20 protein-coding genes and 1 pseudogene are annotated in these 26,326 nt (G+C 45.5%); 14 read left to right on the top strand and 7 right to left on the bottom strand.

Annotated features, from left to right (window positions below):
- Nucleotides 1-168: 168 nt before the first annotated feature.
- Nucleotides 169-1,245 (top strand): Gfo/Idh/MocA family protein, encoded by a 1,077-nt coding sequence (locus KSP24_RS20590; protein WP_058830584.1) that lies wholly within the window; start codon nt 169-171, stop codon nt 1,243-1,245.
- A 54-nt stretch (nt 1,246-1,299) separates the two neighbouring features.
- Here the strand turns inward: KSP24_RS20590 and KSP24_RS20585 are convergent.
- Nucleotides 1,300-2,770, bottom strand: a pseudogene (locus KSP24_RS20585) (MFS transporter).
- Nucleotides 2,771-2,934: 164 nt separating this feature from the next.
- On the opposite strand from KSP24_RS20585, the gene KSP24_RS20580 reads away from it, so the two are divergent.
- A complete protein-coding gene (locus KSP24_RS20580) occupies nt 2,935-3,357 on the top strand; it encodes a MarR family winged helix-turn-helix transcriptional regulator (RefSeq protein ID WP_025675684.1) in 423 nt (140 codons plus the stop codon).
- Between the two features lie 119 nt (nt 3,358-3,476).
- Here the strand turns inward: KSP24_RS20580 and KSP24_RS20575 are convergent, their stop codons facing one another.
- Nucleotides 3,477-4,055 carry a TetR/AcrR family transcriptional regulator gene (locus KSP24_RS20575; protein ID WP_013369201.1) on the bottom strand — a complete coding sequence of 193 codons (579 nt, stop codon included), beginning with the start codon at nt 4,053-4,055 and terminating at the stop codon, nt 3,477-3,479.
- Nucleotides 4,056-4,241: 186 nt separating this feature from the next.
- Here KSP24_RS20575 and KSP24_RS20570 point away from each other — a divergent pair, with 186 nt between their 5' ends.
- Nucleotides 4,242-5,465 (top strand): MFS transporter, encoded by a 1,224-nt coding sequence (locus KSP24_RS20570; protein ID WP_058830581.1) that lies wholly within the window; start codon nt 4,242-4,244, stop codon nt 5,463-5,465.
- Between the two features lie 14 nt (nt 5,466-5,479).
- Here the strand turns inward: KSP24_RS20570 and KSP24_RS20565 are convergent, their stop codons facing one another.
- Complete coding sequence (locus KSP24_RS20565) at nt 5,480-5,908, bottom strand: DUF3995 domain-containing protein (protein ID WP_013369203.1); 429 nt, start codon at nt 5,906-5,908, stop codon at nt 5,480-5,482.
- Nucleotides 5,909-5,920: 12 nt separating this feature from the next.
- Nucleotides 5,921-6,430 (bottom strand): TetR/AcrR family transcriptional regulator, encoded by a 510-nt coding sequence (locus KSP24_RS20560; protein ID WP_254207910.1) that lies wholly within the window; start codon nt 6,428-6,430, stop codon nt 5,921-5,923.
- A gap of 592 nt (nt 6,431-7,022) precedes the next feature.
- Between KSP24_RS20560 and thrS the strand changes: the two genes are divergently transcribed.
- Nucleotides 7,023-8,936: a threonine--tRNA ligase gene (gene thrS / locus KSP24_RS20555; RefSeq protein ID WP_137077749.1), complete on the top strand. Its 1,914-nt coding sequence runs from the start codon at nt 7,023-7,025 to the stop codon at nt 8,934-8,936.
- 159 nt (nt 8,937-9,095) lie between these two features.
- On the opposite strand, the gene KSP24_RS20550 is transcribed toward thrS, so the two are convergent.
- Entirely contained in the window at nt 9,096-9,896 is an 801-nt protein-coding gene (locus KSP24_RS20550; protein WP_013369207.1) for a GTP pyrophosphokinase, read from the bottom strand.
- 276 nt (nt 9,897-10,172) lie between these two features.
- Between KSP24_RS20550 and KSP24_RS20545 the strand changes: the two genes are divergently transcribed.
- The 3 genes from KSP24_RS20545 to KSP24_RS20535 are packed head-to-tail and all read left to right on the top strand — an operon-like array spanning nt 10,173 to nt 12,321.
- Nucleotides 10,173-10,634, top strand: coding sequence for an S-ribosylhomocysteine lyase (locus tag KSP24_RS20545; protein WP_013369209.1), 462 nt, complete (start codon nt 10,173-10,175; stop codon nt 10,632-10,634).
- A gap of 5 nt (nt 10,635-10,639) precedes the next feature.
- A complete protein-coding gene (locus KSP24_RS20540) occupies nt 10,640-11,410 on the top strand; it encodes an SDR family NAD(P)-dependent oxidoreductase (protein WP_013369210.1) in 771 nt (256 codons plus the stop codon).
- A gap of 29 nt (nt 11,411-11,439) precedes the next feature.
- Nucleotides 11,440-12,321, top strand: a complete 882-nt coding sequence (locus KSP24_RS20535; RefSeq protein ID WP_013369211.1) for a MetQ/NlpA family ABC transporter substrate-binding protein — start codon at nt 11,440-11,442, stop codon at nt 12,319-12,321.
- A 77-nt stretch (nt 12,322-12,398) separates the two neighbouring features.
- Here the strand turns inward: KSP24_RS20535 and KSP24_RS20530 are convergent, their stop codons facing one another.
- On the bottom strand, nt 12,399-13,226 hold the full coding sequence (locus tag KSP24_RS20530; RefSeq protein ID WP_216976459.1) for an AraC family transcriptional regulator: 828 nt from the start codon (nt 13,224-13,226) through the stop codon (nt 12,399-12,401).
- Nucleotides 13,227-13,466: 240 nt separating this feature from the next.
- Here KSP24_RS20530 and KSP24_RS20525 point away from each other — a divergent pair, with 240 nt between their 5' ends.
- The 6 genes from KSP24_RS20525 (at nt 13,467) to KSP24_RS20500 (ending at nt 22,811) form a co-directional block, all read left to right on the top strand.
- The gene (locus tag KSP24_RS20525; RefSeq protein WP_013369213.1) at nt 13,467-15,650 is read left to right on the top strand and encodes an alpha-galactosidase; all 2,184 of its coding nucleotides are present in this window, start codon (nt 13,467-13,469) and stop codon (nt 15,648-15,650) included.
- Between the two features lie 119 nt (nt 15,651-15,769).
- On the top strand, nt 15,770-17,551 hold the full coding sequence (locus KSP24_RS20520; RefSeq protein ID WP_216976457.1) for a sensor histidine kinase: 1,782 nt from the start codon (nt 15,770-15,772) through the stop codon (nt 17,549-17,551).
- Nucleotides 17,548-19,098, top strand: coding sequence for a response regulator transcription factor (locus KSP24_RS20515; protein ID WP_040102230.1), 1,551 nt, complete (start codon nt 17,548-17,550; stop codon nt 19,096-19,098). Before KSP24_RS20520 ends, KSP24_RS20515 begins: the two co-directional genes overlap by 4 nt.
- Before the next feature lie 85 nt (nt 19,099-19,183).
- Entirely contained in the window at nt 19,184-20,140 is a 957-nt protein-coding gene (locus KSP24_RS20510; protein WP_014599436.1) for an ABC transporter permease, read from the top strand.
- Nucleotides 20,141-20,154: 14 nt separating this feature from the next.
- On the top strand, nt 20,155-21,093 hold the full coding sequence (locus tag KSP24_RS20505; protein ID WP_013369217.1) for a carbohydrate ABC transporter permease: 939 nt from the start codon (nt 20,155-20,157) through the stop codon (nt 21,091-21,093).
- A gap of 38 nt (nt 21,094-21,131) precedes the next feature.
- Complete coding sequence (locus KSP24_RS20500) at nt 21,132-22,811, top strand: ABC transporter substrate-binding protein (protein ID WP_013369218.1); 1,680 nt, start codon at nt 21,132-21,134, stop codon at nt 22,809-22,811.
- Between the two features lie 222 nt (nt 22,812-23,033).
- Here KSP24_RS20500 and KSP24_RS20495 read toward each other — a convergent pair whose 3' ends face one another.
- Complete coding sequence (locus KSP24_RS20495; protein WP_064964301.1) at nt 23,034-25,004, bottom strand: glycosyl hydrolase; 1,971 nt, start codon at nt 25,002-25,004, stop codon at nt 23,034-23,036.
- 439 nt (nt 25,005-25,443) lie between these two features.
- Here KSP24_RS20495 and KSP24_RS20490 point away from each other — a divergent pair, with 439 nt between their 5' ends.
- Entirely contained in the window at nt 25,444-26,238 is a 795-nt protein-coding gene (locus KSP24_RS20490; RefSeq protein ID WP_064964302.1) for a GNAT family N-acetyltransferase, read from the top strand.
- Nucleotides 26,239-26,326: the final 88 nt, after the last annotated feature.

Here is a 26,326-nt window from a genome sequence, read left to right as displayed (position 1 = left end):
TTTTTATGGGGAATTGTATTCGCTGTCCGCTATCTGTCTGTGGAAGTAAAACTTACGACGATCACTTCTGATGGGGACTATTCTACAAAGGTACGGGTGATACTGCATAGCAAAAAGGAATGTGCTCCAGATATCAAACCAAATTGTAGAGAAGGGAATTCTGAACATATGAGTACCTCTACCTCCCCAACCCTACCCATTCGGATGGGTATCATCGGCTTGGGCCTGATCGCTGAATATCACATCAGATCATTACACAGCATGTCGGGGGTATCGATTGTGGCCGTTAGTGATGTAAATGCGAACCGCCTTCAAGCCATCGGAGAGCAATTGCAACTGCCTGCCTCCAAGCGGTACTCCCATTATGAAGCATTGATCCGTGACCCAGAGGTAGATGCGATTCTGTCGCTGACACCCAATGATGTGCATTTTGACATTATTCGGATTGCGCTGGAAGAACACAAAGCTGTACTGGCAGAGAAACCATTGACACTCACGTGGTCGGAGGCAGGTCAGTTGAAAAAGCTGTATACCGCGAATCCGGTGCCTTTGCTGGTTCACTACAAGCATCGCTACGGTGCGGCCTTTCAATATACCAAGCAACTGCTGGATGAGCACAAGCTGGGCAAAATATACAATATTCAATTCCGCTATCTGATGGATGCATTTTCACCGTATCGTCAGCATCCGTATACATGGCGACACAATTTAGCCAAGGCCGGCTCTGGAGTAGTGGGGGATACGGCCTCACATATTATTGATCTGGCCCGTTTTCTGATAGGTGAATTTAAAAGCGTCGCGGCGCTGCTACATATCATTACACCTGAGCGGCCCGATCCGGTCACGGGTCTGCCTGTAAAAGTGGATGTGGAAGATCTCGCCGCCTTTCATGGCATCATTGGCGATAATACTGTGGGTACCTTCATCACTCACAAAAATGCCATCGGCAAACGTCACGATATCGAAGTGGATATCTACGGTGAGCTCGGTACGCTGCACGCAAGTCTCAATAATCCGGAAAGTATTCGCATTGTGTTGCGTGACCTGGAACACCCGGATGCCGAATACGAGACTTGGGCTGTTCCACCAATCTATAATCATACAGCCGATGGCGATTTTGTTAAGCTGGCAAGGGGGGAGTTCGTGGATCGAGCCCCCTTGTTCGACGACGGATACAACAATCAGTGGGTACTTGAGAAAATACTGCAATCCTGGAGAGAGAACGGACGTTTAGTAGAAGTGTAAGAAGATAGTATAGCAATCTTTTTATGAATTAGCCTGTTTGGCATCCTGAAGGCTCTATCTCTTTTCTTGCTGCGTTCTTGCCCGTTTTGCCCCGATCAGCCTCCAGCCTGTTAACAATGCCGACACAAGACAGATGGAGGCAGACGTCATAAAGACTACATGCATTCCTTCCAGAAAAATTTCAGGGTGACCCGGAACCAATCCGGTGACTCGATAACCAGCCTCTTTACTCATAACATTAAAGAGAATGGTTGTGGCCAGCGTGATCCCTACAACCATCCCGACGTTGCGCACCAGTGAATTAACACTTCCGGCTGACCCAAGCTGTGTACGGGGTACCTTGGACATAATCAGCGAATTGTTCGGCGATTGGAATAAACCACTGCCAATACCCAGCATGGCAATCCACAGACCGACGAGCGGGATGGAGCTACCTGCATGCAGCTCCGCTAATCCAATTTGGGCAACGACCATAACCACCAGCCCGGCGAAGGTGAGTAGTTCAGACCCGATTTTATCGGACAGCGCGCCGCCTGAGCGGGGCCACAATAACCATAGAGATGGGGAACAACATCAGCAGAAATCCGGCATAAAAAGGCGACAAGTTCAGCATATTCTGTGCATAGAAAGGCGAAATGATGTTAAAGCAGAAGTTAGCGACAAACACCAGAAAAGCACACAAAATACTGAGCGAAAACAACGGATTTTTGAATAGAGCGAGCTGTAACAGCGGCTGTGGACGACGCAATTCCAACCAAATGAATATGGCAAAAGCAACTACGGCCACTACCAGCGAAGCAATGATACGTGGGTCTCCATACCCGACCTGCTGTCCCAGCAACAATCCGACGAATAAAGTGAGAATAAAAATAGCAAACACCAGGCTGCCAGGAACGTCGATCTTATCCTTCACCTTGATCAGATCCTTAGGCAGAAGCCTCCAGCCCAGAAAGACAGCGATCAGGCCTATCGGTACATTGACCCAGAAAATGTATTGCCAACCCAGCGAGGAGACAATAATACCGCCCAAGCTCGGCCCGGCGATACTACCCAAAGAAACGAAGGTTCCGATGAGGCCAAGCGCTTTGCCCCGTTCAGTAGACGGGAAGATATCTGTTACGATCCCTTGGCTGTTCGCCATGGTCATGGATGCTCCAATTGCCTGAATGATGCGCGAAATCAGCAATAGGGAGAGTGAAGAGCTAAGACCGCACAATAGGGAGCCAAGAATGAATATGATGGTGCCGATTTTGAATATTTTGATTTTACCGACCATATCCCCTAGCTTGCCAAAAAATAAAATAGCGGTACATATCGCCATTAAATAGGCGGTTGTCACCCATTCAATCTGTGCCACAGGTAAATGTAACGTGCGAGACAACACAGGAAGAGCAATATTAACAATACTTCCATCCAAGGTGGACATAAACGTAAACAGATTTAAAACAATCAAAATCATCCAACGTTTCTTCTGAACTTCGATATTCTCTTGATAGGTTGCAGCAGTTGTAGCAGTTGAACTCATCATTAACACCTCTTTATCGTTGACAGTTCCTCTTTAGTTGCATACGCAACTAAATGAACGGTTCTAGTGTACAGTAAATTAGTTGCGTGCGCAACAATAGTATTGTAAACTTTGTTTTGGTCCCAGCTGGGGATTGCCATTTTCAAGCCAATGAGGTGTATTTAATGAGGAAAAAACCGATTGGAAAGCTAATTTCCCACCTGTACCGTCGAAATCAAAAAATACTGTCCAAAAAATTGGCTCCTTACGGAATCGGCAGTGGGGGGCAACACAGTTTTTTAAAGATTATTTTGCAGCGGCCAGGTATTACACAGGAGCAGCTGACGAATGAACTTAAATTTGATAAGGCAACCACGGCACGCTCTGTAAAACAATTAGAGGAATCAGGCTACATTGAACGTAAAACGGATCCGAATGATCGACGTTCTCAACTTGTGTCTCCCACGGCCAAGGCATTAGAATTCGCTCCTGTCCTACAAGCAATACTGGACGAGCTCAATGCCGGTCTTGTCCACAATTTATCCGAAGAGGAAGAGGACCTTCTGATCGACTTACTGCAAAAGATTAGTATAGATCCTGACGAATAAATAAAGCAGGAGTTAGCATAGAGGATCGGCGGGTAAAAGAAAAAGGAAAAAAGAAATAAGCAGCCACCACGGAGAATACTCTGTGGTGGCTGCCAGCCCCGCTATATGGCATTCGCAATTCAGTCCAAGCTAATCCCTTCGAACGCATTCATGACTAATTGTCGTACATAGGCATCGTCTAATGGATAACCGGTTACCAGCAATCGATAAAAAACCGGCCCATAAATGAGATCGATACATAATTCAACATCGAGATGCTCCTTCAATTCCCCACGCTCTATTCCCCGCTCAATAAGATGCCGGGCTTCAAGTCGCCGTGGATGAAAATACCGGGTTCGGTATGCCTCTGACAACCCTGCATCAAGTTGCCCTTCGCCAATTAACTCCGTAATAATTTTACCTTCTCGACTGATTAGAAACCGTACTAAATTCGTAGCATGAATGAGAATATCGTCTAGTACACGACCCGTGTCGGGTACAGGTAATCTTGCCATGGTAGCTGACAGGAAACCATCCATCACTACGGCAGCTTTGTTAGGCCACCATTTATATATGGTGGCTTTGCTCACTTTTGCTCGCTCAGCAATTTTTTCTACCGTAACAGCCCCAAAGCCTTGCTCCAACAGTAGATCATAGGAGGCGGCAAGGATAGATTTTTGCGACTCGACATTACGCGGACGTCCTCTTTTACTCTGCACTGGAATGCTCACCTTCTTACATAGATATAAGAAAATATTAAAATAAACTATACGTTCAGTATATCAAATATCAGGTAAGAATAAAGTTGAATTTGCCTATTTACAAAACGAAACGTTCAGTATATTATTTGATTATCGAATTAAAGAACTATACGTTCAGTATTTAAATTATTGAGGAGGATTATCATGCAAAGAGAACAACAAGCCGTAGAAGGTAACCGTATTTCAAATTGGATGATGTTTCTGTTGGCAGCGGCATGCGGCCTTATTGTTGCCAACCTTTACTATGCTCAAACCCTGGTAGGACCTATTCATGTAGCGATGGGCCTTTCTTCCACAACAGCGGGCTTCATTGTCACTTTAACTCAAATCGGTTATGTTGTGGGACTGCTGTTTATCGTACCCATTAGCGACATTATTGAAAATCGACGGCTCATGGTCGTATCGCTCATCATTACAGTCTGTGCATTGCTCGTTGCTGCCTTTGCCCCCAATGCCACGTCGTTCCTGACCGCATCCTTGTTCATTGGAGTTGGATCTGTAGTAGCCCAAATACTGGTACCGTACGCTACCTATTTAGCATCCGAAGAACAGCGCGGCCGGGTTGTCGGGAATGTCATGAGTGGACTCCTGCTAGGCATTATGTTCGCACGTCCATTGGCAAGCTTCATAACCAGCATTTGGGGATGGCAAGCCGTATTTATTATGTCAGCCATCGTTCTGACATTGTTGACGATTCTTCTCTCGCGGGTTCTTCCAGAGCGCAAGCCTGTACCTACGGTATCTTACAGTAAACTGATTCTCTCGCTAGGTACTCTTTTCAAACAAACGCCTGCATTGCGCCGCCGTGCCCTATATCAAGCTTGCCTATTTGGTGCTTTCAGCCTGTTTTGGACGGTTGTTCCTCTACGCTTGGCGGATGATTTCGGCATGTCTCAGCAAGGGATTGCACTGTTTGCTCTAGTAGGTGTAGGGGGCGCAATAGCAGCTCCGATTGCCGGGAGATTGGCTGATAAAGGTTGGAGCAAAGGTTTAACCGGGCTAGCTATGGTCATTGCCGCCTTGTCCTTTTTGGTCATCTATATTTTCCAAAGTCATTCGACGGCTGCGCTCATCCTTCTCTTTGTTTCAGCGATTACACTGGATATGGCTGTATCAGGAAACCTTGTGCTTGGGCAACGCGTTATTTACTCCTTGGGAAGTGAAGCGAGAGGGCGTCTGAATGGATTATTCATGTCTATCTTTTTCATAGGTGGAGCGATTGGATCATCATTAGGTGGTTGGTCTTATGCGTTGGGTGGTTGGAATTTCAGCGCTCTGATTGGAGTCATTTTGCCTGTGCTGGCTTTACTGTACTATTTCACTGAGAAAGAAACTGGTGGAGACGTACGAAAGAAACAAATCGGGTAAAGATCAGCTTTAAGCTATGCCGTACGTAAAAGCATCATCATTAAAATGGCTGTTCCCAAGAGAAAACAAAGGGGCGAATAGAGCACAGTATCCCATTTTGCAAAAACCGTTCCTTTTTTTCTCTTGAAGAACCCTACCCATTTGAAATCTCCTATAGAACGTAAAATAAATAAACATGACAACAAGCCTGCACCGTAGAAATAGAAGAAATGGAAAAACTGAATTGGTACGACTCTCCCTAACTCCAAAACGAACCAAGCGGCTAAGGCTAGTAAAATGGCAACAATCGACGTCCCTATTTTGGAGGGTTTAAAAAGCAAATCCGTTCCCGTGCTTGGGATCGCTGCCTTAGCACCTTTTTGTCCGCCGAATACCCAATATAAGTGCATACCGCTCAGTACAAATAGAATTCCGCCAACTGCCCATGTAAGTAACTCCAACATCTGATATCCCCCTTAATTTGAAATCCACTCTGTCCAAATCATATGAATATGCTGCTGGATCGCTTCGTCACTTAACGTCTCTTGCTTGTGACGCTCATACCAACCCAAATAGTAATGGTACAACATCCATGACCTCTGAGAGGCTTTCTCTGGCTGCATTCCCTTTTGGATTAAAAGTTCTTTCATAAACTCCATTCTCATCTGTTCCACTTCATTGAGTAGGGCATGGTAACTATCATCCTTCAATGACAGCTTGCGCAGATAAAACAGAAAATCTCCCCGTTTCGTCTTGCCGAACATCTGGGTTAGCACCTCTCTAATCCGCTCATCTGCGGTCGCATGGGTGATGGACGCGGTCATCACCTGTTGTGTCGTCTGTGCCTTCCATGTCTCTACAATTTGTCTAATATAGCTGCTGCGATTGGTAAAATACCAATAAAAACTGCTCTTACTGCACCCTAAAGCAGTAGCCATTTTTTCAACAATGAGTTGATCAATTCCGCCCTGTTCAAAACGTTCCATTCCTTTTTGAATCCATTGTTCTTCTGTGACAATGATCTTAGGTATCTCTTTCGCCTTCTTTCTGTACGGTATCGTCTATATGAGAAATATTCTACAGTGTTTTTAGTGGGGTGTAAATATAGGCTTATTCGTCTTCATAGCTGGATGATAAATAAGACAGAAACTTACATAAACGTCCACTTGAAATACCTGCAAATTTGATCTATAATGCTGTAGCATATAGTAATATTCAAGGCATTGACCAAAGACATGATTTCCTTGAAGGGCCGTTCAGAGAGAAAAGACGAGGCTGAGAGCTTTTCCGGCAACCGCATGTGAAGTTACCCCTTTGTAGCCGTGACGTTGAACGTGTAGCTGTGCAAGCTGGCAGTGACATCAGTAAGCGCCCACCGATTTATCCCCGTTAACGGATACCAATGGAGGGCCACGCAGGTCGTGCATGAGCATGTTTGGATGAACATGAATGTATGTACAGTAGCGGGCCGAACTAGGGTGGAACCACGAGCTGAACGCACTCGTCCCTTGAGGGAGAGAGGCGTTTTTTTGCGTTCAATTTTGATATAGCACACAATTTGAAATGGAGGCTTTAATCGTGAGTATTCAAGTGAAATTGCCGGATGGAGCCGTACGTGAGTACGAGCAGGGCGTAACTATCGCCGACGTGGCGGGTTCGATCAGCTCCGGGCTGAAAAAAAACGCAGTAGCAGGTAAAGTGAACGGGAAGGCTGTCGATCTGAACACCGTTTTGGATCAGAACGTTGACCTTGAAATTGTTACGCTGGACAGTGCAGATGGTCTGGAAATTTACCGTCACAGCACAGCGCATTTGCTGGCACAGGCGCTCAAACGCATTTATGGTGAGAAAAATGTGAAGCTTGGTATTGGTCCAGTCATTGACAGCGGCTTCTATTATGACATTGACATCGAAAACCCGTTGTCCGTTGACGATCTGGCGAAGATCGAAAAGGAAATGGCGAAGATCACGCAGGAAAATCTGCCGATTACACGTCGTGTGGTTAGCCGTGAGGAAGCCACTCGTATTTTTGGTGAACTGGAAGATCCATTGAAGCTGGAACTGATCCGTGATTTGCCAGAAGAAGCGGAAATTACGATTTATGATCAAGGCGAATTTTTTGACCTGTGTCGTGGCCCGCATCTGCCGTCCACTGGCCGTATCAAAGCTTTCAAACTGTTAAGTGTAGCGGGTGCATACTGGAGAGGCGATTCCAACAACAAGATGCTGCAACGTATCTACGGAACAGCATTCCCTAAAAAAGCACAACTGGATGAGCATTTGCACTTGCTGGAGGAAGCAAAAAAACGCGACCATCGCAAGCTGGGTAAAGAGCTCGAGCTGTTCATGTTCTCCGAAGAAGCACCTGGTATGCCGTTCTACCTGCCTAAAGGTATGGTTGTGCGTACTGCGCTCGAAGATTATTCCCGTGACATTCAACGTTTGCATGGCTATGAGGAAGTACGTACACCGCTGATGATGAACAACCGTCTGTGGGAACAATCGGGACACTATGAGCATTACAAGGAAAACATGTACTTCTCCGAAGTAGATGAAACTACATTTGCTCTGAAACCGATGAACTGCCCAGGGCATATGCTTGTATTTAAAAATGAACTTCATTCTTACCGCGATCTGCCGATTCGTATATCCGAATTTGGACAAGTGCATCGTCATGAGCTGTCCGGCGCGCTGAACGGTATGATGCGTGTTCGTACATTCTGTCAGGATGATGCGCATATTTTCGTTACACCAGGTCAGATTGAAAAAGAGATTACGGACGTAATCAAGCTGATTAACGAAATGTATAGTGTGTTTGGCTTTGACTTCACAGTGGAATTGTCCACACGTCCAGATGACTTTATGGGCGAGCCAGCGCTGTGGGATCAAGCGGAACAAGCTCTGCAAAACGTGCTAGATCACCTGGGCATCAACTACCGTATTAATGCGGGAGATGGAGCATTTTACGGTCCGAAAATTGACTTCCACATTCTCGATGCGCTCAAACGCAGCTGGCAGTGCGGAACGATCCAATTGGACTTCCAAATGCCTGAAAAATTCGACCTCACTTATGTGGGCGAGGATAACCAGAAGCACCGTCCGGTCGTTATTCACCGTGCTATCTACGGTTCAATTGACCGCTTCATGGGCATCCTGACTGAGCATTTTACAGGTGCATTCCCATTGTGGCTGGCTCCTGTTCATGCGAAGCTGTTGCCTGTATCCGAGAACTATATTGAGACTGCCAATGAGGTGCAGGAAGCGTTGCTGAAAGCGGGTCTGCGCGTCGAAGTGGATACTCGGAATGAGAAGCTCGGTTATAAAATCCGTGAAGCGCAATTGGAGAAGGTTCCATACATGTTCGTTATCGGGGAAAATGAAAAAACAACCGGTACTGTAGCCGTGCGCAAACGGGGTGAAGGCGATCTGGGGTCATTCAGCATTGCGGACATCGTTGAGAAAATCAGCACAGAGATTCATGAGAAGCAGTAATATTTGATTTGATTGAAAAAAAGTGTAAAAGAGCCGTCAAAACCATGATCATAGTGGTGTTGACGGCTCTTTATTTATACATTTTACATAAGTTCCTAAGTTCCAGCACGAGGGGGAACAGCCTAGAATGAATGATTTAGTTATCCTGTGGCTGTATGCCTAGCACGTCTGCGACCGAGAAGTGGCGTGATCTGCGGGGAGGGAAAGTGCCTTCAAAGCTGACTCCTCGGCTCGTTTGACCGGGGCCTCTTCCACATCCTGTTCCTCGCTAAGCGATAAAATTTCCCCGCGCAGCTTGAGCATTTTCTGATCCAGTTCGTAGGTTGCACGTGCAGCTTCGGTCAATCCGTTAACGACATGTTCGGGCACTTTCTTATCAAACTTATAGTACAAAATATGCTCCATACTGGCCCAAAAATCCATAGCCAATGTGCGCAATTGAATTTCGACCTTAATCCAGCGTGTGCCCTCAAACAGAATCAGTGGAATTTCCACAATAACATGTAGGCTCTGATAGCCGTTGGGCTTAGGATGGGCAATATAGTCCTTGACCTCCAGTATGCGAATGTCTTCCCGTGTGCGGAGGTGATCCATCAGACGATAGATATCTTTGACAAAAGCACATACCACGCGCATGCCTGCGATATCATGAATTTCACGCAATATATTGTCCAGGGTGACCTCATGCCCTTTGCGCCGAACTTTTTCCACAATGCTGTGGGGTTCTTTGATCCGGGTTTTAATGTGCTCAATCGGGCTAAAACCATCTATCAGCTTCCATTCCGTTTGGATCAGCTTAATTTTGTTCTTTAATTCCTCCAGAGCTAGTTGATAAAGGACGGGGATTTTTTTCCATTCCTCTAGTTGCTTGGCGTCAACACTGTTCTGGTCCAGCTGTAGCTGAAATTCCTGCAAGGGCAAAGGGACAGCATTCAAGTGCTTCCAATCCGGTTCATTCACAGAGCATTCTCCTAAATGAGGCTTACGATGTCCTCGATCTATTTCGTAAAGATGGATTACCGTATATATTGTACACTATGTCAAAACGTACAGGCAAAGGAGAAACGGACAAAGAAATGAGAAATAAAATAATAATTATAGTGGTAAAACCGAGTAATCCGATGTATAATTGCAAAAATGCTGATTTAAAGCATTAAATTTTAAAAAAATAGCACAAATGTTGAGTAGTCGTCATTAGACTAAAAATAAAAATTACAGAAAATGAGGATGAGAAAAATGGCAAAAGTAGAAAGCTTCCAATTAGACCACACGATTGTAAAGGCTCCTTATGTAAGAGCAGCAGGAGTAGAGCATGATGAAAAAGGAAGCACGGTACAAAAGTATGACTTGAGATTTCTGCAACCGAATGAAGACGCACTGCCAACAGCAGCTGTACATACGCTGGAGCATTTATTGGCAACGTATCTGAGAGACGAAATCAAAGGCATTATTGATATTTCTCCTATGGGCTGCAGAACGGGATTCTACTTGATTTTATGGAATGAACACGAGCCTGAGGAAATTGCACTTGCTTTGGAAAAAACCTTGAAAAGAATTCTGGAAACGACAGAGGTTCCGGCTGTTACTGCTTTGGAATGCGGGAACTATAAGGATCATTCTCTTTTTTCAGCACAGGAATATGTGAAGATTGTGTTGGAGGCTGGCATTAGCCGCGATCCTTTCAAAAGAGTATTTTAAAATCTATGATTTCAATAGACCTATCTCATCAGACAGCAGTAGTGACAGGCGGCAAGTCAGGTATAGGCAAGGGGATTGTAGAGCTGTTCATTCAGAGTGGAGCTAAAGTCATTTCTGCTGATATTTCTTATGAAGAGCCGTATAGAGTGGTCAATTCACAGCTGGTTGAAACTCAATTGGACATATCCAAACCGGATGATATCGAAAGATGGTGCAATCTGCTAATCAGCGAAACGGGAGTTCCTGACATCTTGGTGAACTGCGCAGGTACTTCTACGATGGATTATGTCATTGATAGTGAGTTGGCTGATTGGGAAAAAGTATTTTCGATCAATTCAACTGGGTTGTATGTAGCGTCCAAACGATTTGCCAAGGAAATGGTGGATGCGCGTAAACCGGGGCGAATTATCCAAATTGCTTCGCAGGCTGGTAAAAATGGATATCGGGCCATGGGCGGATATTGTGCATCCAAACATGCGGTTCTCGGCTTGACCAAGGTGATGGCCATTGAGCTTGCTCCGCATCAAATTTTGGTAAATGCGGTTTGTCCAGGTATCGTAGAAACGCCGATGAAGCATCGCGAGCGGATTGAAGGGGGCGTTATTCGCGGAATGACCGCCCAGGATATATATGAAGAAGATTGTTCGCAGGTACCTTTGGGGAGAACGGCTGAGGTAGAGGATGTCGCCAATGTGGTGTTGTTTCTGGCAAGTCCGCTCTCCGCATATATGACAGGACAAGCGATTAATGTTACAGGTGGAATGACGATGCACTAGCATACTAGCATGATCTGGGGGAAAACAACATGAAAAAATCGTTCGTTTTACTATTAGGGATTAGTTTATTACTCGTAGCCGCAGGATGCGGTAATAAAAGCACAGACAGTAATGGCTCCAGCTCCGCTTCCGGTGCGGAAACGCAAAAAGTAGTCATTGGTTCCATGGGATCTGACGCGCAGATTTGGAAGCATATTGCCCAATCCCAGGCCGCCAAGGATGCCAAGCTGGATATTGAAGTAAAGGAAATTAACGGTGGGATCGAAACGAACAATGCGACTAGACAAGGCGATGTGGACGTGAATGCATTCCAATCATGGGCGTATCTGGTGAGCTATAACAAAGAGAGCAAAGCCGATTTGAAGGCGATAGCCACTACCTACCTGGAGCCGATGGGGATTTATTCGCAAAAGTTCAAAAGCATCGATGAAGTGACTGACGGAGCGTTGGTGGCTTTGGCGGACAACCCGGCGAATACAGCAAGAGGTTTGAAGCTGTTGGAAGCATCCGGTTTAATTAAGCTTAAAGCTGACTTTAATGATGCTTTAGGTACAGTCAATGATATTACTAGTAATCCTAAAAACCTGAAATTTGAACTAATCGACGACAAAACAGGTCCGCGCGTGATTCAGGATGTAGGCTTGGTGTTGATCGGGAACACGATTGCTTTAGAAGGCGGTCTGAACGTACTGAAGGATTCCTTGTTCCACGAAGAGATCAGTCAGGCAACAAAGAACAATATTAACGTCCTGGTTACTTCATCGGATAAGGCAAACGATAAGGGACTACAAAAATTAGCAGATCTCTATCATAACGAGGATACCCAAAAATACATTAAGGATGAATTTGGGGGCACCAAAGTAGAGGTTAAAGAACCTGTTTCTTATTTGGAAGGGCAAACCGCAAAATAAATAAAAGAGGTCAGCCAGTTTTCTGGTTGACCTCTTTTGTTCGTTAGAGGCTTCTACTTGTAATTTCAATAGTCGTTTTAGATTTGAGCATGGGTTTCGGCTCGGTAATGCTTGGGAGAGAATCCCTTTACCTTTTTAAAAATTTTGGAGAAGAGCAAAGGATCATTATAGCCGACTGAACGGGAAATATCGCCTATCGAAAGTTCGGCGTTCCCCATCATTTCACAGGCTTTATTGATTCTATAGCGAATCAAATAATCTTGAATGCTTGTGTTTACTCGTTGTTTGAATAATGAACATAAATAGCTTCGATTGAGACCGATAAAATGTGCAATATGCTCAATGGTAATTTTCTGAGCATAATTCATTTCAATAAAATCCTTCACTTTTTCAACGTAAATTTCTGCCCGACCTTCTTTTTGTTCGGAGGACGCTGCCGGACTGAACTCTATAAGCTCCGATAACATTAAGTAAAGCAGCCCGGTCAATCTAGTTTCCCGAGCTTTAAGGCATCCACTTGATTCGTTCATTTGCTGCAAATACTGATAAATCAAATGGTCTCCTTCAAAGTAGAGGATTGGGGACGTCATCGTCAGGCTTGCTTGCTTGAGGAGTGTTTCTGCCAGTGTCCCATTAAAGCCAAACCAGCAATAAGACCAGGGATTTACGGCATCGGCTTGATAATAAGTGATGACTTGCGGGCAGATTAGAAACCACTGTCCTTTCCGCAAGCGATAACTGAACCCGCCAACCTCGAAGGTACCCTCTCCGTCCAAAACATAATGGAGCAAATAGTGATCTCTTATAGCAGGTCCAAAAAAGTGACTGGGTATGCATTTCTCTATGCCAAACTGAGTTAGATACAATTCAGAGTGCTGTTTACTACGTGGCAAATACTCGATCACGGTAAAATCTCCTTATGTAAATTATCAAGCATTATAACATAAATAGTGAGCACCATGCCATGTACTTCATATCTAAAATTAATATATGATTTCTGTAGAACCTACTGCTATATTGTTGGATCTTATCAAGCTTTACACCATATGAACTTAGTTGACGCCTGCTACATAAAGATTCTTCTAAGTGCCTTTTTGGTGTGGATCTCTGATGATTATTATCTAAGAGAGGGGTTATTTTTCCCAATGGCTATCATTGTTCAAGAGCAACCGGGGCTGTTTCATTTGCAGTCGTCGGGCATGAGTTATATTATTCAGATTGTCGATGGATTTCCTGTGCATGTATACTGGGGAGACAGGTTGAAGCACCGTGAGCCCATGGCTGATCTTTTGCTTCACACTCCTACGACGGCTGGATTGGATCGGCTGCCGCAAGAATACCCACAGTATGGAAGTGGAGACTTCCGTACCCCGGCGTATCAAGTAGAGCTGGAGGATGGAACTCGCATCACGGAATTAAAGTACGATGGTTACCGGATTATTAAGGGAAAGCCATCTCTACCTGGCCTTCCGGCCGTATATACCGAGAATGAAGCTGAAGCGGATACGTTGGAACTGGAATTAAAAGATGCCTTTTCAGGTCTTAAAGTGGTTCTTCTTTATACTGTTTTTGCGGATCGAAACGTAATCGCTCGTTCGGCTCGTCTAAGTAATGAGGGGGAACAAAGTCTTCGACTCCTCCGTGCGCTAAGTGCCAGTGTCGATTTCTCAGGGAAAAGCGATTTAGAGTTCATGTATCTTTCGGGAGCATGGGCACGGGAAGGGAATATTACCCGCAAACCGATCCTTCAAGGTGAAACCCGAATTGATAGTAAAAGGGGCATGAGCAGTCACCAACTTAATCCTTTTACTGCATTGGTCACGCAGGAGACAACAGAACGCCATGGTGAGGCATTCGGCTTTAGCCTTGTGTACAGCGGGGGCTTTGAGGCTGGCGCGGAATTAGATTCATTTGGCTCTACCCGGTTTAGCATTGGTGTAAACTCCTTTGACTTTTCATGGTTACTGAGCCCAGGGGAGAGCTTCCAAACGCCAGAAGCCGTTATGGTATACTCTGGTCAAGGACTGGGAGAAATGTCGCGTACATATCATCGCTTGTATCGAACTCGGCTTTGCCGAGGGACATATCGGGATGAAGAACGCCCTATTCTAGTCAATAACTGGGAAGCTACCTATTTTGACTTCAATGCAGATAAGCTGGTATCGATAGCGAAAGAGGGGGCAGAGCTAGGCATCGAACTTTTTGTCTTGGATGACGGTTGGTTCGGAAAACGGGATTCTGACAATTCGTCTCTCGGTGATTGGTACGAGGATCGTCGGAAGCTGCCAGACGGACTGGCTGATGTCGCGAAACGTATCAATCAATTGGGGCTTAAATTCGGGCTCTGGTTCGAGCCGGAGATGATCTCCCCAGACAGTGAGCTGTACCGGAAGCATCCAGATTGGTGCCTACACGTTCCAGGACGGCGGCGCAGCGAAGCCAGATGGCAGCTGGTGCTGGACTATACTCGCAAGGAAGTACGCGATTACATCTACGATTCGCTAGCTGCCATTTTCTCCAGCGCCCCAGTCTCGTACGTGAAATGGGATATGAATCGCTGTCTGACGGAAATTGGTTCCGCCGAACTGCCGCCGGAGCGCCAATCTGAGACTGCCCATCGCTATGTTCTTGGATTGTATGAGCTGCTGGAGCGCGTCACTACCGATTTCCCGCATATTCTTTTCGAGAGCTGTTCAAGTGGCGGAGGACGCTTTGACCCAGGCATGCTTTACTACATGCCTCAAGTCTGGACTAGTGATAATACCGATGCGGTGGAACGCCTGAAGATTCAATATGGAACTAGCCTTGTCTATCCTGTAAGCGCCACCGGAGCGCATGTGTCAGCAGTTCCGAACCATCAAGTTGGACGCATAACCCCCCTTGATTTTCGAGGTGATGTGGCCATGTCCGGAAATTTTGGATATGAGCTTGATCTCACGAAATTCACCGATGAGGAAAAAGAGACGGTCAAACGCCAAATCGCAGTATATAAGCAGATACGTGGCTTAGTACAGAAGGGTGACTTGTATCGCCTAAAGAGCCCGTTTGAAGATAACGAATCGGCTTGGATGTTTGTTTCTGAAGACCAAGAGGATGCCATCGTCTACTATTTCCAAGTGATGGCTGTTCCGAACGCGCCTTGGCGAGCCCTGCGTCTTGATGGACTAAATCCAGAGCTCGAATATGAAGTTCAGTCAGGAAATAGCGGGCAAAAGTCTATCCATGGGGGGGATCGGCTTATGAAGTTGGGCCTCCCTCTTGTCTACAGACAGAAAGACTATGAAAGTGGATGGTTCAGGCTTCGGGCATTAAGGTCCAACAAGGCTTAAGGATCAGAACAACAGTACAATTGCCAAAAGAGAGAAAAACAATCGATGGAGTTATGCCCCTTTTTTGTATAAAAGGGGCATTTTGCGCGCATCAGCGTACTGATTGGGGAGGACAAGCCATGTTTTTTATACGAATGATGAATGACATGAAACTGAGAAAGAAGATGACGCTTACATTCATTTCGGTAGCTGTTCTTCCCTTGCTGTTATGCGGCCTGTTTCTGACAGGGAAGCTTCGAGAGTCCGTCATTAAGGACGCCTTTATGCAAGCATCCAACAATGTCGAGCGGGTCCAAAATCGTACAGAAGAACTGATTAAAGTGCCGCTGGACATCTCGTATCGGCTAACCAATGACAATCGGATGAAAATGGTGGCCAGCCAAAAGTATGACAGCTACATCGAAGTCATTCAGGCTTACCGGGAGTATACAGGTATTCGTGACTACCTCCAATTGTACAAAGAGATATCCGGCATTCGTGTCTATGTCCCTAATCCTGGAGCACTTAATAATTGGGAATTTATCCAGCCGGACGAAAGAATCACAACCGCAGGTTGGTACAAGGAGGCCATAGAGCAGAAAGGATTGGTTGGCTGGAATTTAATTAAGGATGAGAGGTACAATGCCGATTATCTCAGCCTGATTCGATCATTCTCAGTAAATTCACCAGGGCACAAAGGGGTTCTGGTCATAAATGTGAACCAGCGCCAATTAAATTCAATCCTGAATCAGGAATCATTCCCTACCTTGATCGTAGATAACCGGAATCAGATTGTCGCGTCCAATGAAGCAGAGTTGTTTGGGAAGAATCTTTCTGAAATTCATGTCGACGAAAATATACTTTTCCAACAGGAAGGAAGTTACAACACACTCATTAACGGAAAAGCATCGAAAGTGGTGATCGCAAATCTAACTCCACAGAACAGCTGGAATGGACTTCGCATTATTTCCGTTTTTACCGTTTCTGAAATTACCCGAGATGCTAATCAAGTGATATGGCTCGGCGGAGTCGTGATCACAGCTAGTCTAATATTTGCAGCCTTACTTATCTATGCTTCTGCTTCGCTATTATCCAGAAGGCTTCTCCGCTTGAGCAAGCATATGACCCAAGTAGGAGCGGGCTCGTGGGAAACCTATCTCCATATCGACGGAAAAGATGAAGTTGGTCTACTATCGAGGGAATTTAACGCGCTCGTCAGTAACGTAAACCATTTGGTCCAGGAGGTTCAAGAAACGAATCGTCAGAAAAACCTGGTGGAGCAGAGACAGAACGAGATCAAGTTCAAAATGCTGGCAAGCCAGATCAACCCGCATTTTCTCTTCAATTCTCTAGAGTCCATTAGAATGGAGGCCCACATTCGCCAACAGGACGATATCGCTAAAGCCGTATGGCAGTTGAGCGCGTTGTTGCGCAGCAGTCTGGAGGCCGGTAACGACAAGATTCCACTGCGTAAAGAGCTTGAGCAAGTGTGCTGTTATCTTGATCTTCAAAAATTCCGGTATGAAGACCGTTTGGAGTATCGCTTAATGGTTGATCCGGATTTGGAGGAAACACTGGTTCCACCTCTGATTATTCAACCATTGGTGGAGAATTCTATTGTACACGGTCTGGATAATCAAGCAGAGGGAGCTGTCATTGAAGTGAAAGTTAAGAAAATCCCGGAGGGGGTTCGAGTTATAGTATGTGACAACGGCGCCGGTTTCACGGACGATCGTCTCGTCCTTGTACAAGCGGAGCTTGCTGCATCTGTACATGAACAGGAGGTCCAGCGAATTGGACTACGAAACGTAAATGATCGTCTCGTCTTACTATATGGGACCTCTAGTGCCTTACATATTGAGAGCGAGCCTGGAAAAGGCACTTGTATTCAGTTTTTCATACCTGGAGGTGAAACCAAATGATTAAGGTAGTCATTGTTGACGATGAACCGAAGCTTCGTCAAGGGCTTCAAACACTGATTCCATGGGAAAGCCTCGGATGTATCGTTACAGCTACGGCAGCCAATGGAAAAGAAGCATTGGAAGTCATCGAGGAAAAAGCTCCTGATGTCGTAATTGTCGATATCCGCATGCCGGTTATGGATGGCTTACAGTTGATTGAGCACTTGAGATCCGGTGGTCATCATTTGCATTTTATAATCCTCAGTGGATATGCCGACTTCGAGTATGCCAAGCAAGCGATTAAATACGGGGTGTTCGGCTATCTCCTTAAACCGGTCGACATTGATGAAATGACGTCCAGTATAAAACGGATACGCGAGCGAATCGAAGAGGAGCGCCTTCAAGAGGAGTGGCGTAAGAGAGAGGTTATTAATCGCGATTTATACCTGCACAGTCTGCTCGTCCCTCAAGAGAAAACTGAAGATCCCGCCAAGTTGAGAAGTAAAGCAATAGAAGCGGATTTGTTGTGGACCAGCTACGAAGTCGTGGTCGTCTACCCGCGTGTTTCCGAAGTAGACCGTTCCGATGTCGCATACCAGCTTTCGAATGGATTAAAGGCAAAGATCGAGGGGCAGATGATGGGGCTTGTCACAGTAATCCCACCGTATACAGTCCTGTTGCTCAACGCGCCGCTGCGCGGAAGAGAACGGCGTGAAATTCTGCACAATGAGATTCGTAATGCTGCGGGTAATGTTAGGTTCGTCGCTGCAACCGGAGGGGCAGTATCTGCTCCTGAAGATATTTGTAAATCTTTTTTAAAGGCCCAGGAAGCGGTAAAACAATCCTTTTTCAGTGAGAAGAACCGACTGCTAGGTCCGTATCCTTTCTTTTCTCCTGCGCTGGATTCCCCCCGATTATCTGCTGATAAAGCTGAAGAAACGATGGAGGAATTCATCTTCCGCCTGTATTACAGTCTGGAAGTAGGGAACCAGACTGTAATACTTCCATTGTTGAACGAGGCGGCAGCATTTTTTCTCCAACAGGGGCAAGATGAGAAGTCGATCAAAGAGTCGTTCTTCTTTCTGTCCAATGCGGTCATTCACAAGCTGACCGCGGGTTTCTGTATCGAGTTGAAAGAGACGGAGGAAGTTTCCCGTTTTTTGAATGGGATATACCAGCATGATCATTTACATGATCTTTTGGAAGAGACCTACCGTTTCCTGCTAGCTTTGGCGAAAGACTCCGAACCTCGTGGAAAGGAGCAGGAATTCAAAAAAATGATCGACTTCATTCACAGTCATTATACAGACAACCTGAAGCTGGAAACGCTGGCTGGACTACTAAACTATAGTACTGCCTATTTGGGTCAGCTATTCAAGAACAAGACTGGGGAGTACTTTAACACCTATCTGGACAGAGTCCGTATCCACAAGGCAAAGGAGTTGCTGGACCAGGGAATGAAAGTTTACGAAGTCGCTGAAAGCGTCGGCTATACAAGTGTTAACTACTTTTACAGCAAGTTCAAAAGGTACGAAGGCTGTTCACCGTCGGAATATAGAAATCCATAATTTGTGGATGATTTTTCCCGAAATCCGTTGTATGGGCTCTGACTCTCCTCTGTTTTATGATGGATTTAAGAGAGGGGATGAAAAAATGAAAGCGGTAACAGCGAATTCGGAAAACGTATACAACAAACCAAAGCGGAATGCTTGGAAGGTATTTAAAAGCCAAAGGTATCTTTATTATATGTCCATTCCGTTTGTGATCTGGGTCTTCATCTTTCAGTATTTGCCGCTATGGGGCTGGACAATGGCATTTCAGAAATACAGACCCGGTTTGAGTTTTTTTGAACAGAAGTGGGTGGGCTTGGAGCATTTTCGTACTTTGTTCCAAGATGATCATTTTTACCAAGTACTGCGGAACACGTTGGCTATGAGTCTTATGGGACTGGTCGCTGGTTTTATTGTACCGGTTGTCTTTGCTCTGTTGCTCAACGAGGTCCGTATTCAGGTTGTAAAACGATTTGTTCAGACTGTATCTTATCTGCCGCACTTTGTTTCATGGGTGGTTGCTGCAGGCATTGTCACCAAAATGCTTTCAGCGGATGGCGGTGTCGTAAACGATATGCTCATGGGTCTAGGCATCATCGATCAGCCAGTCCAGTTTATGGCTCAAGGTAAATTATTTTGGTGGGTTGTAACTTTCGGAGACATCTGGAAGGAAACCGGTTGGAACGCTATTATTTATCTGGCTGCCATCGCCGGTATTGGTCCTGAATTATACGAGGCTGCACGGGTGGACGGCGCTAGCCGATTCCAGCAAATGTGGCATATTACGCTGCCGGGGATCCGGCCGACCATTATTATTCTCCTGATTATGTCTATTGGCCATCTGCTCGGTACGGGATTCGAGAAGCAATTTCTGCTCGGCAATCACCTGGTCATCGATTACTCTGAAGTACTTGATTTGTATGCGCTTAATTATGGTCTGGCGATGGGACGCTACTCTTTCGGGACGGCCATTAATATCTTCAATTCGGTGATAAGCCTGGTCCTATTGTTTGCGGCTAACGGAATCTTTAAGCGCTATACCAACGAGAGCATTATGTAAGGAGGAGAATAGACATGGAGGCTGTCAAAAGCACTACGCCGGTCAGCGGATTAAATAACAAGCTTAAGTCTAAATCACCACAAGACCGAATCCTAGAGGTAGTTGTTTATGTTTTCATGATTGTGGTAACCGTTCTGACGATCTACCCGTTCTTAAATGTGCTGGCTATCTCTTTTAACGATTCGGTGGACACCATTAGAGGTGGAATCACCATCTGGCCAAGGCAATTTACTTTGAAAAATTACGATTTGATTTTCACCTATGAGGGGTTAATCACTGGATTCAAAATCTCCTTTCTGCGGACCGTCATTGGCACCGTAGCGGGCTTGGTCAGCGGCTCGATGCTTGCCTATACGCTTGCACGAAGTGATTTTCAAGCCAGAAGGTTCATCTCAATTTTTCTTGCTGTTACCATGTATGTTTCCGGAGGGTTAATTCCAGGTTTTATCCTGATGAAGGAATTGCATTTAATTGATACATTTGCCGTCTATATTTTACCGGGCCTTGTAAGTGCGTTTAACGTCTTCATTATTCGTTCCTTCATTGATGGTCTGCCTTATGCGTTACAGGAATCAGCTAAGCTGGACGGTGCCAACGATTTCACGATCTACTGGCGCGTTATTCTTCCTCTTTGCAAACCAGCATTAGCGACCGTAGCGCTCTTCTTGGCGGTTGGACAATGGAACTCTTGGTTCGATACTTATCTGTTTAATGGGTCCAACGAATCGTTGACGACCCTGCAATATGAATTGATGAAAATTTTGCAAAGTACGACAACAAGCGCAACCAATTCCCAGGACGCTGCCAATATGGCGGAGCGTATGGCACAGGTTTCGCCGGAATCCGTCAAAATGGCAATCACCATCATTGTTACCGTACCGATTCTAATCGTCTATCCTTTTCTGCAAAAATATTTTGTTAAAGGTATGACGCTTGGAGCGGTAAAAAGCTAAAACGAGGCAACATTCATTATAAGGGGAGGTTTAGCTCCATGAAGTCAAGAAAAAATAGAATGATCGTATCTTTTGTAATGTCACTAACTTTAGTGGCGACCCTTGCAGGGTGTAGTGGTAATAATCCGTCTGAGGCTACCAAGGCCGTAACAACAGGCGACATCACGCTTACTTATTTTTCGGAAGACTCCAGTACAAATTGGAATAACATGAAGGATGAAGTCGGTAAGGTCATCGCTGAAAAAACCGGAGTAACCCTAGATGCTGAATTCGCTGTCGGAGACCCGGTCCAAAAGATTTCATTGATTGCAGCCACAGGAAACTATCCTGATTTAATCGCTGCTAAGGCGGATGTCGGCAAACTTGTCGATGCTGGTGCAATTATTGATCTGACGGATTTGATCGACAAGCATGCACCGAATATCAAAAAAATGCTGGGAGACAAGCTTGTTCGGACGAAGTACAGTTTGGATGATCAATCCATCTATGTTATTCCGACCTGGTCTGCTGTCGAAGAGGAAAAAATCAAACCCGACGTAGGATTTAAACTCCAACACCGTGTCGTCAAGGAAGCGGGATACCCGGACATTCGTACGGTACAGGATTTTGAAAAAGTCATTAAGGACTATATCACCAAGCATCCGACGGACGAAAATGGCAACAAAAATATCGGACTGTCCCTAAATGCCGACGATTGGCATATGTACCAGGTAACGAATTCAGGCTTCCAAACGACCGGGGGACCAGACGACGGCGAATACTTCATCGATCAAAAAACACACCAAGCGACTTATCATTTCCGCCGGCCGGAAGAAAAAGAATATTTCCGCTGGTTGAATCACATGAATGCCATTGGATTGCTGGACCCAGAAAGCTTCGTACAGAAGACAGACCAGTTTAAGGCGAAGGTAGCTTCAGGCCGCGTACTGGGCTTGGCTGATCCAGAGTGGGACTATGGCGACGGACAAAATGCACTAAAAGCGGAGGGCAAATTCGATCAGACTTACGGTCATTATCCAGTCACCATGAGCAAGGAATATAAGGACACCAACTTCTGGCTGCCTGGTTTTGATGGGGGATACGGAATCTCGATCTCTAGCAAGTGTAAGGACCCGGTACGTGCCATCCAGTTCCTCGACTTTCTGGCATCGGAAGAGGGTCAAGTCCTGAATAATTGGGGGATTGAAGGCAAGCATTACACGGTTAAAGACGGCAAACGGACGATTATTCCGGCTGTACTTGAACGGATGAACAATGACAATGCGGCTTTCCAAAAAGAGTCCGGAATCGGTCTATATTGGAACTTGATGGTCCATTATGGTGATGGCATCAAGGACTCGACTGGCAACTATTTTACTCGTAGTTATCCGGAACTGCTGACAGCGACTTATAACAAGTCGGAGAAGGAAGTTCTAAAGGCCTATAAGATTGAGCACTGGAAGGATCTATTCCCGAAGGAAGATGAATTCCAACCGAGAGCATATGGAGCAGCGTATACGATGCCTCTTCCCAATGACGATCCGGCTGTTATTCTCGGAGCCAAGATGAAGGATATTACATGGAAACGGATTCCGGAAGCTGTCATGACCAAGCCGGAAAACTTCGACAAGGTTTGGGATGCCTATATGGCAGAACTGGAGAAAGCCGGAGTACAAGAAATGGAACAATCCTTTACCAAGCATATCCAAGACCGAATTAAGCTGTGGTCCACTAACTAACTCGTTTCGCATAAAAGAACGGGGCCGTTTCCACTTTCCAATTGGAGAGGAGACGGTCCTTTTTCATTAAGGTTTGCGATAGACTGCATTCGTTCAGGTTATAAATCAAAAGCGGCCACCCCGGTTACTTTCTGAGGTGGCCGCTGATCTTTAGAGACAGGCTTCTACGCTGCTTCATGGTGCTGGATGGGCCGGTACAGTTACGGATACGTTAAGAGTGCCTTACTCCGCTTCATTCTTGGACGAAGTAAATAGGTCTTGGGGAAGCTCATCCCTCGTAATCACGTAATCGCTGTTGAACACTTTTATGAGATGATCCAGGGAGTTATATTGTCCGTTGCGGATGAAGTCGCCTGTCCATGTGGTGAAAAAGAGCCAATGTGCTGAATATGTTTGAAGTAATTCAGGATCGCCAATCGGGCCGTTTTCGGACAGACCAACCAGCTTCTTGCCTTGCACGAGATTCACCAAGCTGTCATACTTGCCGATACTTGGGCTATAATTAGCCGCCTGGTTGTAGATATCCACACTTACAATATCGACGACATCGTCTCCCGGATACCACTCGGGGCTCTCGGAGTTCCATACCCAGATCAGGTTGTTCAGGTGATGGTAGTTTGTTAGGCGGTCGTACATGATATGGTACAGTTGCTTGGCGGAGTCTGGCCCTTGGGCGCCCCACCAGAACCATTTGCCTTCCGCCTCGTGCAGCGGTCTCCACAGCACCGGAACGTGAGCGTCTTGGAGGCGTTTCAACTGAGCAGCAATAGCATCGATATCCCGTAGGATAAGCTGATACTCTTCCGACTCGGGATGAGTAAGCGCATATTGAACGTCGAATGTAGTAGCGTCCGTGTAAAACCCGCGCCACCATTCTTTGCCGGGAATATCATGCAGTCCCTTAGGAGCATTCCAGTGCCATGCGAATGTGACAATTCCACCTTCTTTGGCCCATTGAATCGCCTTTTCCACTTCAGTTGAGGTGGCGCCATGTTCGATGCGAGAGGGGGAATAATCCATCATGTCCGTTGATAATATGGCAGGATACTTTCCAGTTTGGTCTTTAATCCACTGGGCATCCTCAAGAGTGTGCTGACCGGAAAGAATGTTGCTGCCGTAACTATCGACGAGATAACCCATAAGTGCCTTGGTTTCCGCAGTCGCATTCGGGTTTACTGGCTTTTTCTCAATCTGATGCAGTTTCGGGGGGGACACTGCTGACAGCTTGACGTAGTCGATATGATATTGGTCCGAATCGACATTGAACTGTATGGTATTGTTTCCCGCACTCAGTCTCAGTTTACCGCCAGATACCTCTGTGTAGCTTGCTGTTGTCGGGAGTGATGTTTCGCTGGTCTGGCCATTGACCACCAATTGGGTCTTTTTGTCTCCATTGGGATTACTGTAACCGATTGCAAGATTGTAAAGCCCGCTTGAGGCTGCGTTATAGGCAAAGGTTAACGACCCTGTGCCTTTAAAGGCTGCGTAACCGGTACCGGAATAACCCGTATCAGCAGCTTCGATGCTGACCTCACCAGTAATGGCTCCGTCTTCGGCTTCCATTTTGCTTATTGCAGCTGGCAGATTGGCGAATTCAACCTTCACATACTCGATCCCGTAATATCCCCAGCCTCTTGAAAAAGTCAGCTCGTTTGTGCCAGCATTCAGCATGATCTTAGTTACCATTTTCTCGTTCACCGCCGCACCTTTCGGAGGAGTAGCCAGCGTTATGTTTTCAGCCATGGTGCCATTGACCTTGATGCTGGTATCCTTGGAGCCAGTGTCCGCCGGAATGTAGTAGCCGAGGCTCAGCCTATAAAGACCTGCTGTAGGCACGTTCACTTTAAACGTAGCCGTCCCGTCAGACTTGCCGGAATTAGGGTCATAGTCATAAAAGAAGGATACATAGCCATCGCCTTTATAAAGCGTATCGCCGGTATAGGGTGTATCCCGTTTTTCTACACCGTAACCTTGAAGAATTGCATCTTTGGAGCTGACGACTATAGGAGAGGAATTGCCGTTAGTGGATAAATCTTGACTTGCATTCATCACCGTTCGGTCTTCAACACCGGTGACCAAGGGAGCTGATTCTGCTTTTGCTAAGCTTGGAATTAAATTGAGAGATACCAACAAAAAGGATAAGAGAACAAAGCTGAGAATACCGAAAGACCTTCTTTTCCATGGATCTGGCATATTATTCACTCCTTGAATTAGTAGATGTTACCGCCTCGATTGACCTGCAACGTATATTACAGAAAACGCTTTCATTAGTGTGTGCATATTAAGTACACTTTGAAGTAATCGATGACAGGTGAAAGACCAGCTTGCATTTTTAAGCATTCTTTCTTCATTTGTATGCGTTTTCAATATTTGTCATTAATTTTTTAGGACCTCACCTCTCTTTAATTTCATCATAAATTAGAGGCGAGGCAGGAACCATACAATGAATTTCGGAGAAAATCATCCTTAAATTATGGATTTTTATACTTCGATAGCAAACAATCTTTATATGTTTTGAAACGTATAACTCAAGATTGTTAAGGCTACATGGGATAAGCGGGAAGGATCGTTTCCATTTGTGGTATCATGCCTATAAGAATATTACCCACATGGGAATGAAAGGGACTAATACATGATTTCTCATCGACTGCTTAGCGACGAAACTGTTTATCAATTAACGAACCAGATTCATAGAGACCAACACTTGTTATTCTATAGCTATTTAAGTCAACGTAAGGAGCAAGCTAAATTTGTTGGTCAATATGTAGATGACAAGCTGACAGGGGTCTTAGCATACTTTTGCGGGCTCTCCTTCCCTGCGTTTTCTTTCCACTGCATAAACCGAGAGAAACTTAACTTTTCAGCTCTTATTGCTTTTACTGAGGAACTCATTCAACTTAAGAAAAATACCGTTTGTGGTACAATCCTGTGTGATCGTGACCTACAACTTTTTCAGTCTCATGGGCTCATAACGGGTAACCCACAACGTTTCTTAACGATGAAACATATGGATCAATCGAAACTGCTTGATTCTAACTTGGCTGAGTTAGTTAAGGAAAACGAAGTTCCAGAAATAGTGGATTTATTACGAAATGGGGGCATGAAATTTTTTACGAGGAGCGAACTCGAACAATATCCTTTCCTTGGGATCAAGGAATGTGGTCATTTTATTGCCGTAGGTGGCTTTCACTTTTATGATTCTAAGCTCGTGGAGCTCGGAAACATATATACAAGCACTGCTCACAGAGGGAAAGGGCTAGCAAAGCACTTGACGAGCCAACTTACAAAACTGGGCAGAACGCTATCATCAGATGTCTATCTGGGAGTACTGGAGGAGAACCAAGCTGCTGTACAACTTTACAAGGGTTTAGGCTATGAGGTTACGGCTGAACAGACGATTGTTGATTTTAAACTATCTATTGATTGACAAACTATAGCATACGGCATCGTAACTGAATTTAGTTATAATCCTGAGGAGCCAACTTCATGGACTATTAGTATCGAGAACTCTAAAA

This window comes from Paenibacillus sp. AK121 (assembly GCF_019042715.1).
Lineage (GTDB): Bacteria > Bacillota > Bacilli > Paenibacillales > Paenibacillaceae > Paenibacillus > Paenibacillus polymyxa_C.
This window is presented reverse-complemented; position numbering and strand designations above follow the sequence as displayed.

Excerpts from the sequence above, each read along its gene's own strand:
- KSP24_RS20590 (WP_058830584.1), top strand. The coding sequence starts at position 169 with ATGAGTACCTCTACCTCCCCAACCCTACCCATTCGGATGGGTATCATC.
- KSP24_RS20580 (WP_025675684.1), top strand. The coding sequence starts at position 2,935 with ATGAGGAAAAAACCGATTGGAAAGCTAATTTCCCACCTGTACCGTCGA.
- KSP24_RS20570 (WP_058830581.1), top strand. The coding sequence starts at position 4,242 with ATGCAAAGAGAACAACAAGCCGTAGAAGGTAACCGTATTTCAAATTGG.
- KSP24_RS20565 (WP_013369203.1), bottom strand. The coding sequence starts at position 5,908 with ATGTTGGAGTTACTTACATGGGCAGTTGGCGGAATTCTATTTGTACTG.
- KSP24_RS20560 (WP_254207910.1), bottom strand. The coding sequence starts at position 6,430 with ATGGAACGTTTTGAACAGGGCGGAATTGATCAACTCATTGTTGAAAAA.
- KSP24_RS20545 (WP_013369209.1), top strand. The coding sequence starts at position 10,173 with ATGGCAAAAGTAGAAAGCTTCCAATTAGACCACACGATTGTAAAGGCT.
- KSP24_RS20540 (WP_013369210.1), top strand. The coding sequence starts at position 10,640 with ATGATTTCAATAGACCTATCTCATCAGACAGCAGTAGTGACAGGCGGC.
- KSP24_RS20535 (WP_013369211.1), top strand. The coding sequence starts at position 11,440 with ATGAAAAAATCGTTCGTTTTACTATTAGGGATTAGTTTATTACTCGTA.
- KSP24_RS20525 (WP_013369213.1), top strand. The coding sequence starts at position 13,467 with ATGGCTATCATTGTTCAAGAGCAACCGGGGCTGTTTCATTTGCAGTCG.
- KSP24_RS20520 (WP_216976457.1), top strand. The coding sequence starts at position 15,770 with ATGTTTTTTATACGAATGATGAATGACATGAAACTGAGAAAGAAGATG.
- KSP24_RS20515 (WP_040102230.1), top strand. The coding sequence starts at position 17,548 with ATGATTAAGGTAGTCATTGTTGACGATGAACCGAAGCTTCGTCAAGGG.
- KSP24_RS20510 (WP_014599436.1), top strand. The coding sequence starts at position 19,184 with ATGAAAGCGGTAACAGCGAATTCGGAAAACGTATACAACAAACCAAAG.
- KSP24_RS20505 (WP_013369217.1), top strand. The coding sequence starts at position 20,155 with ATGGAGGCTGTCAAAAGCACTACGCCGGTCAGCGGATTAAATAACAAG.
- KSP24_RS20500 (WP_013369218.1), top strand. The coding sequence starts at position 21,132 with ATGAAGTCAAGAAAAAATAGAATGATCGTATCTTTTGTAATGTCACTA.
- KSP24_RS20495 (WP_064964301.1), bottom strand. The coding sequence starts at position 25,004 with ATGCCAGATCCATGGAAAAGAAGGTCTTTCGGTATTCTCAGCTTTGTT.
- KSP24_RS20490 (WP_064964302.1), top strand. The coding sequence starts at position 25,444 with ATGATTTCTCATCGACTGCTTAGCGACGAAACTGTTTATCAATTAACG.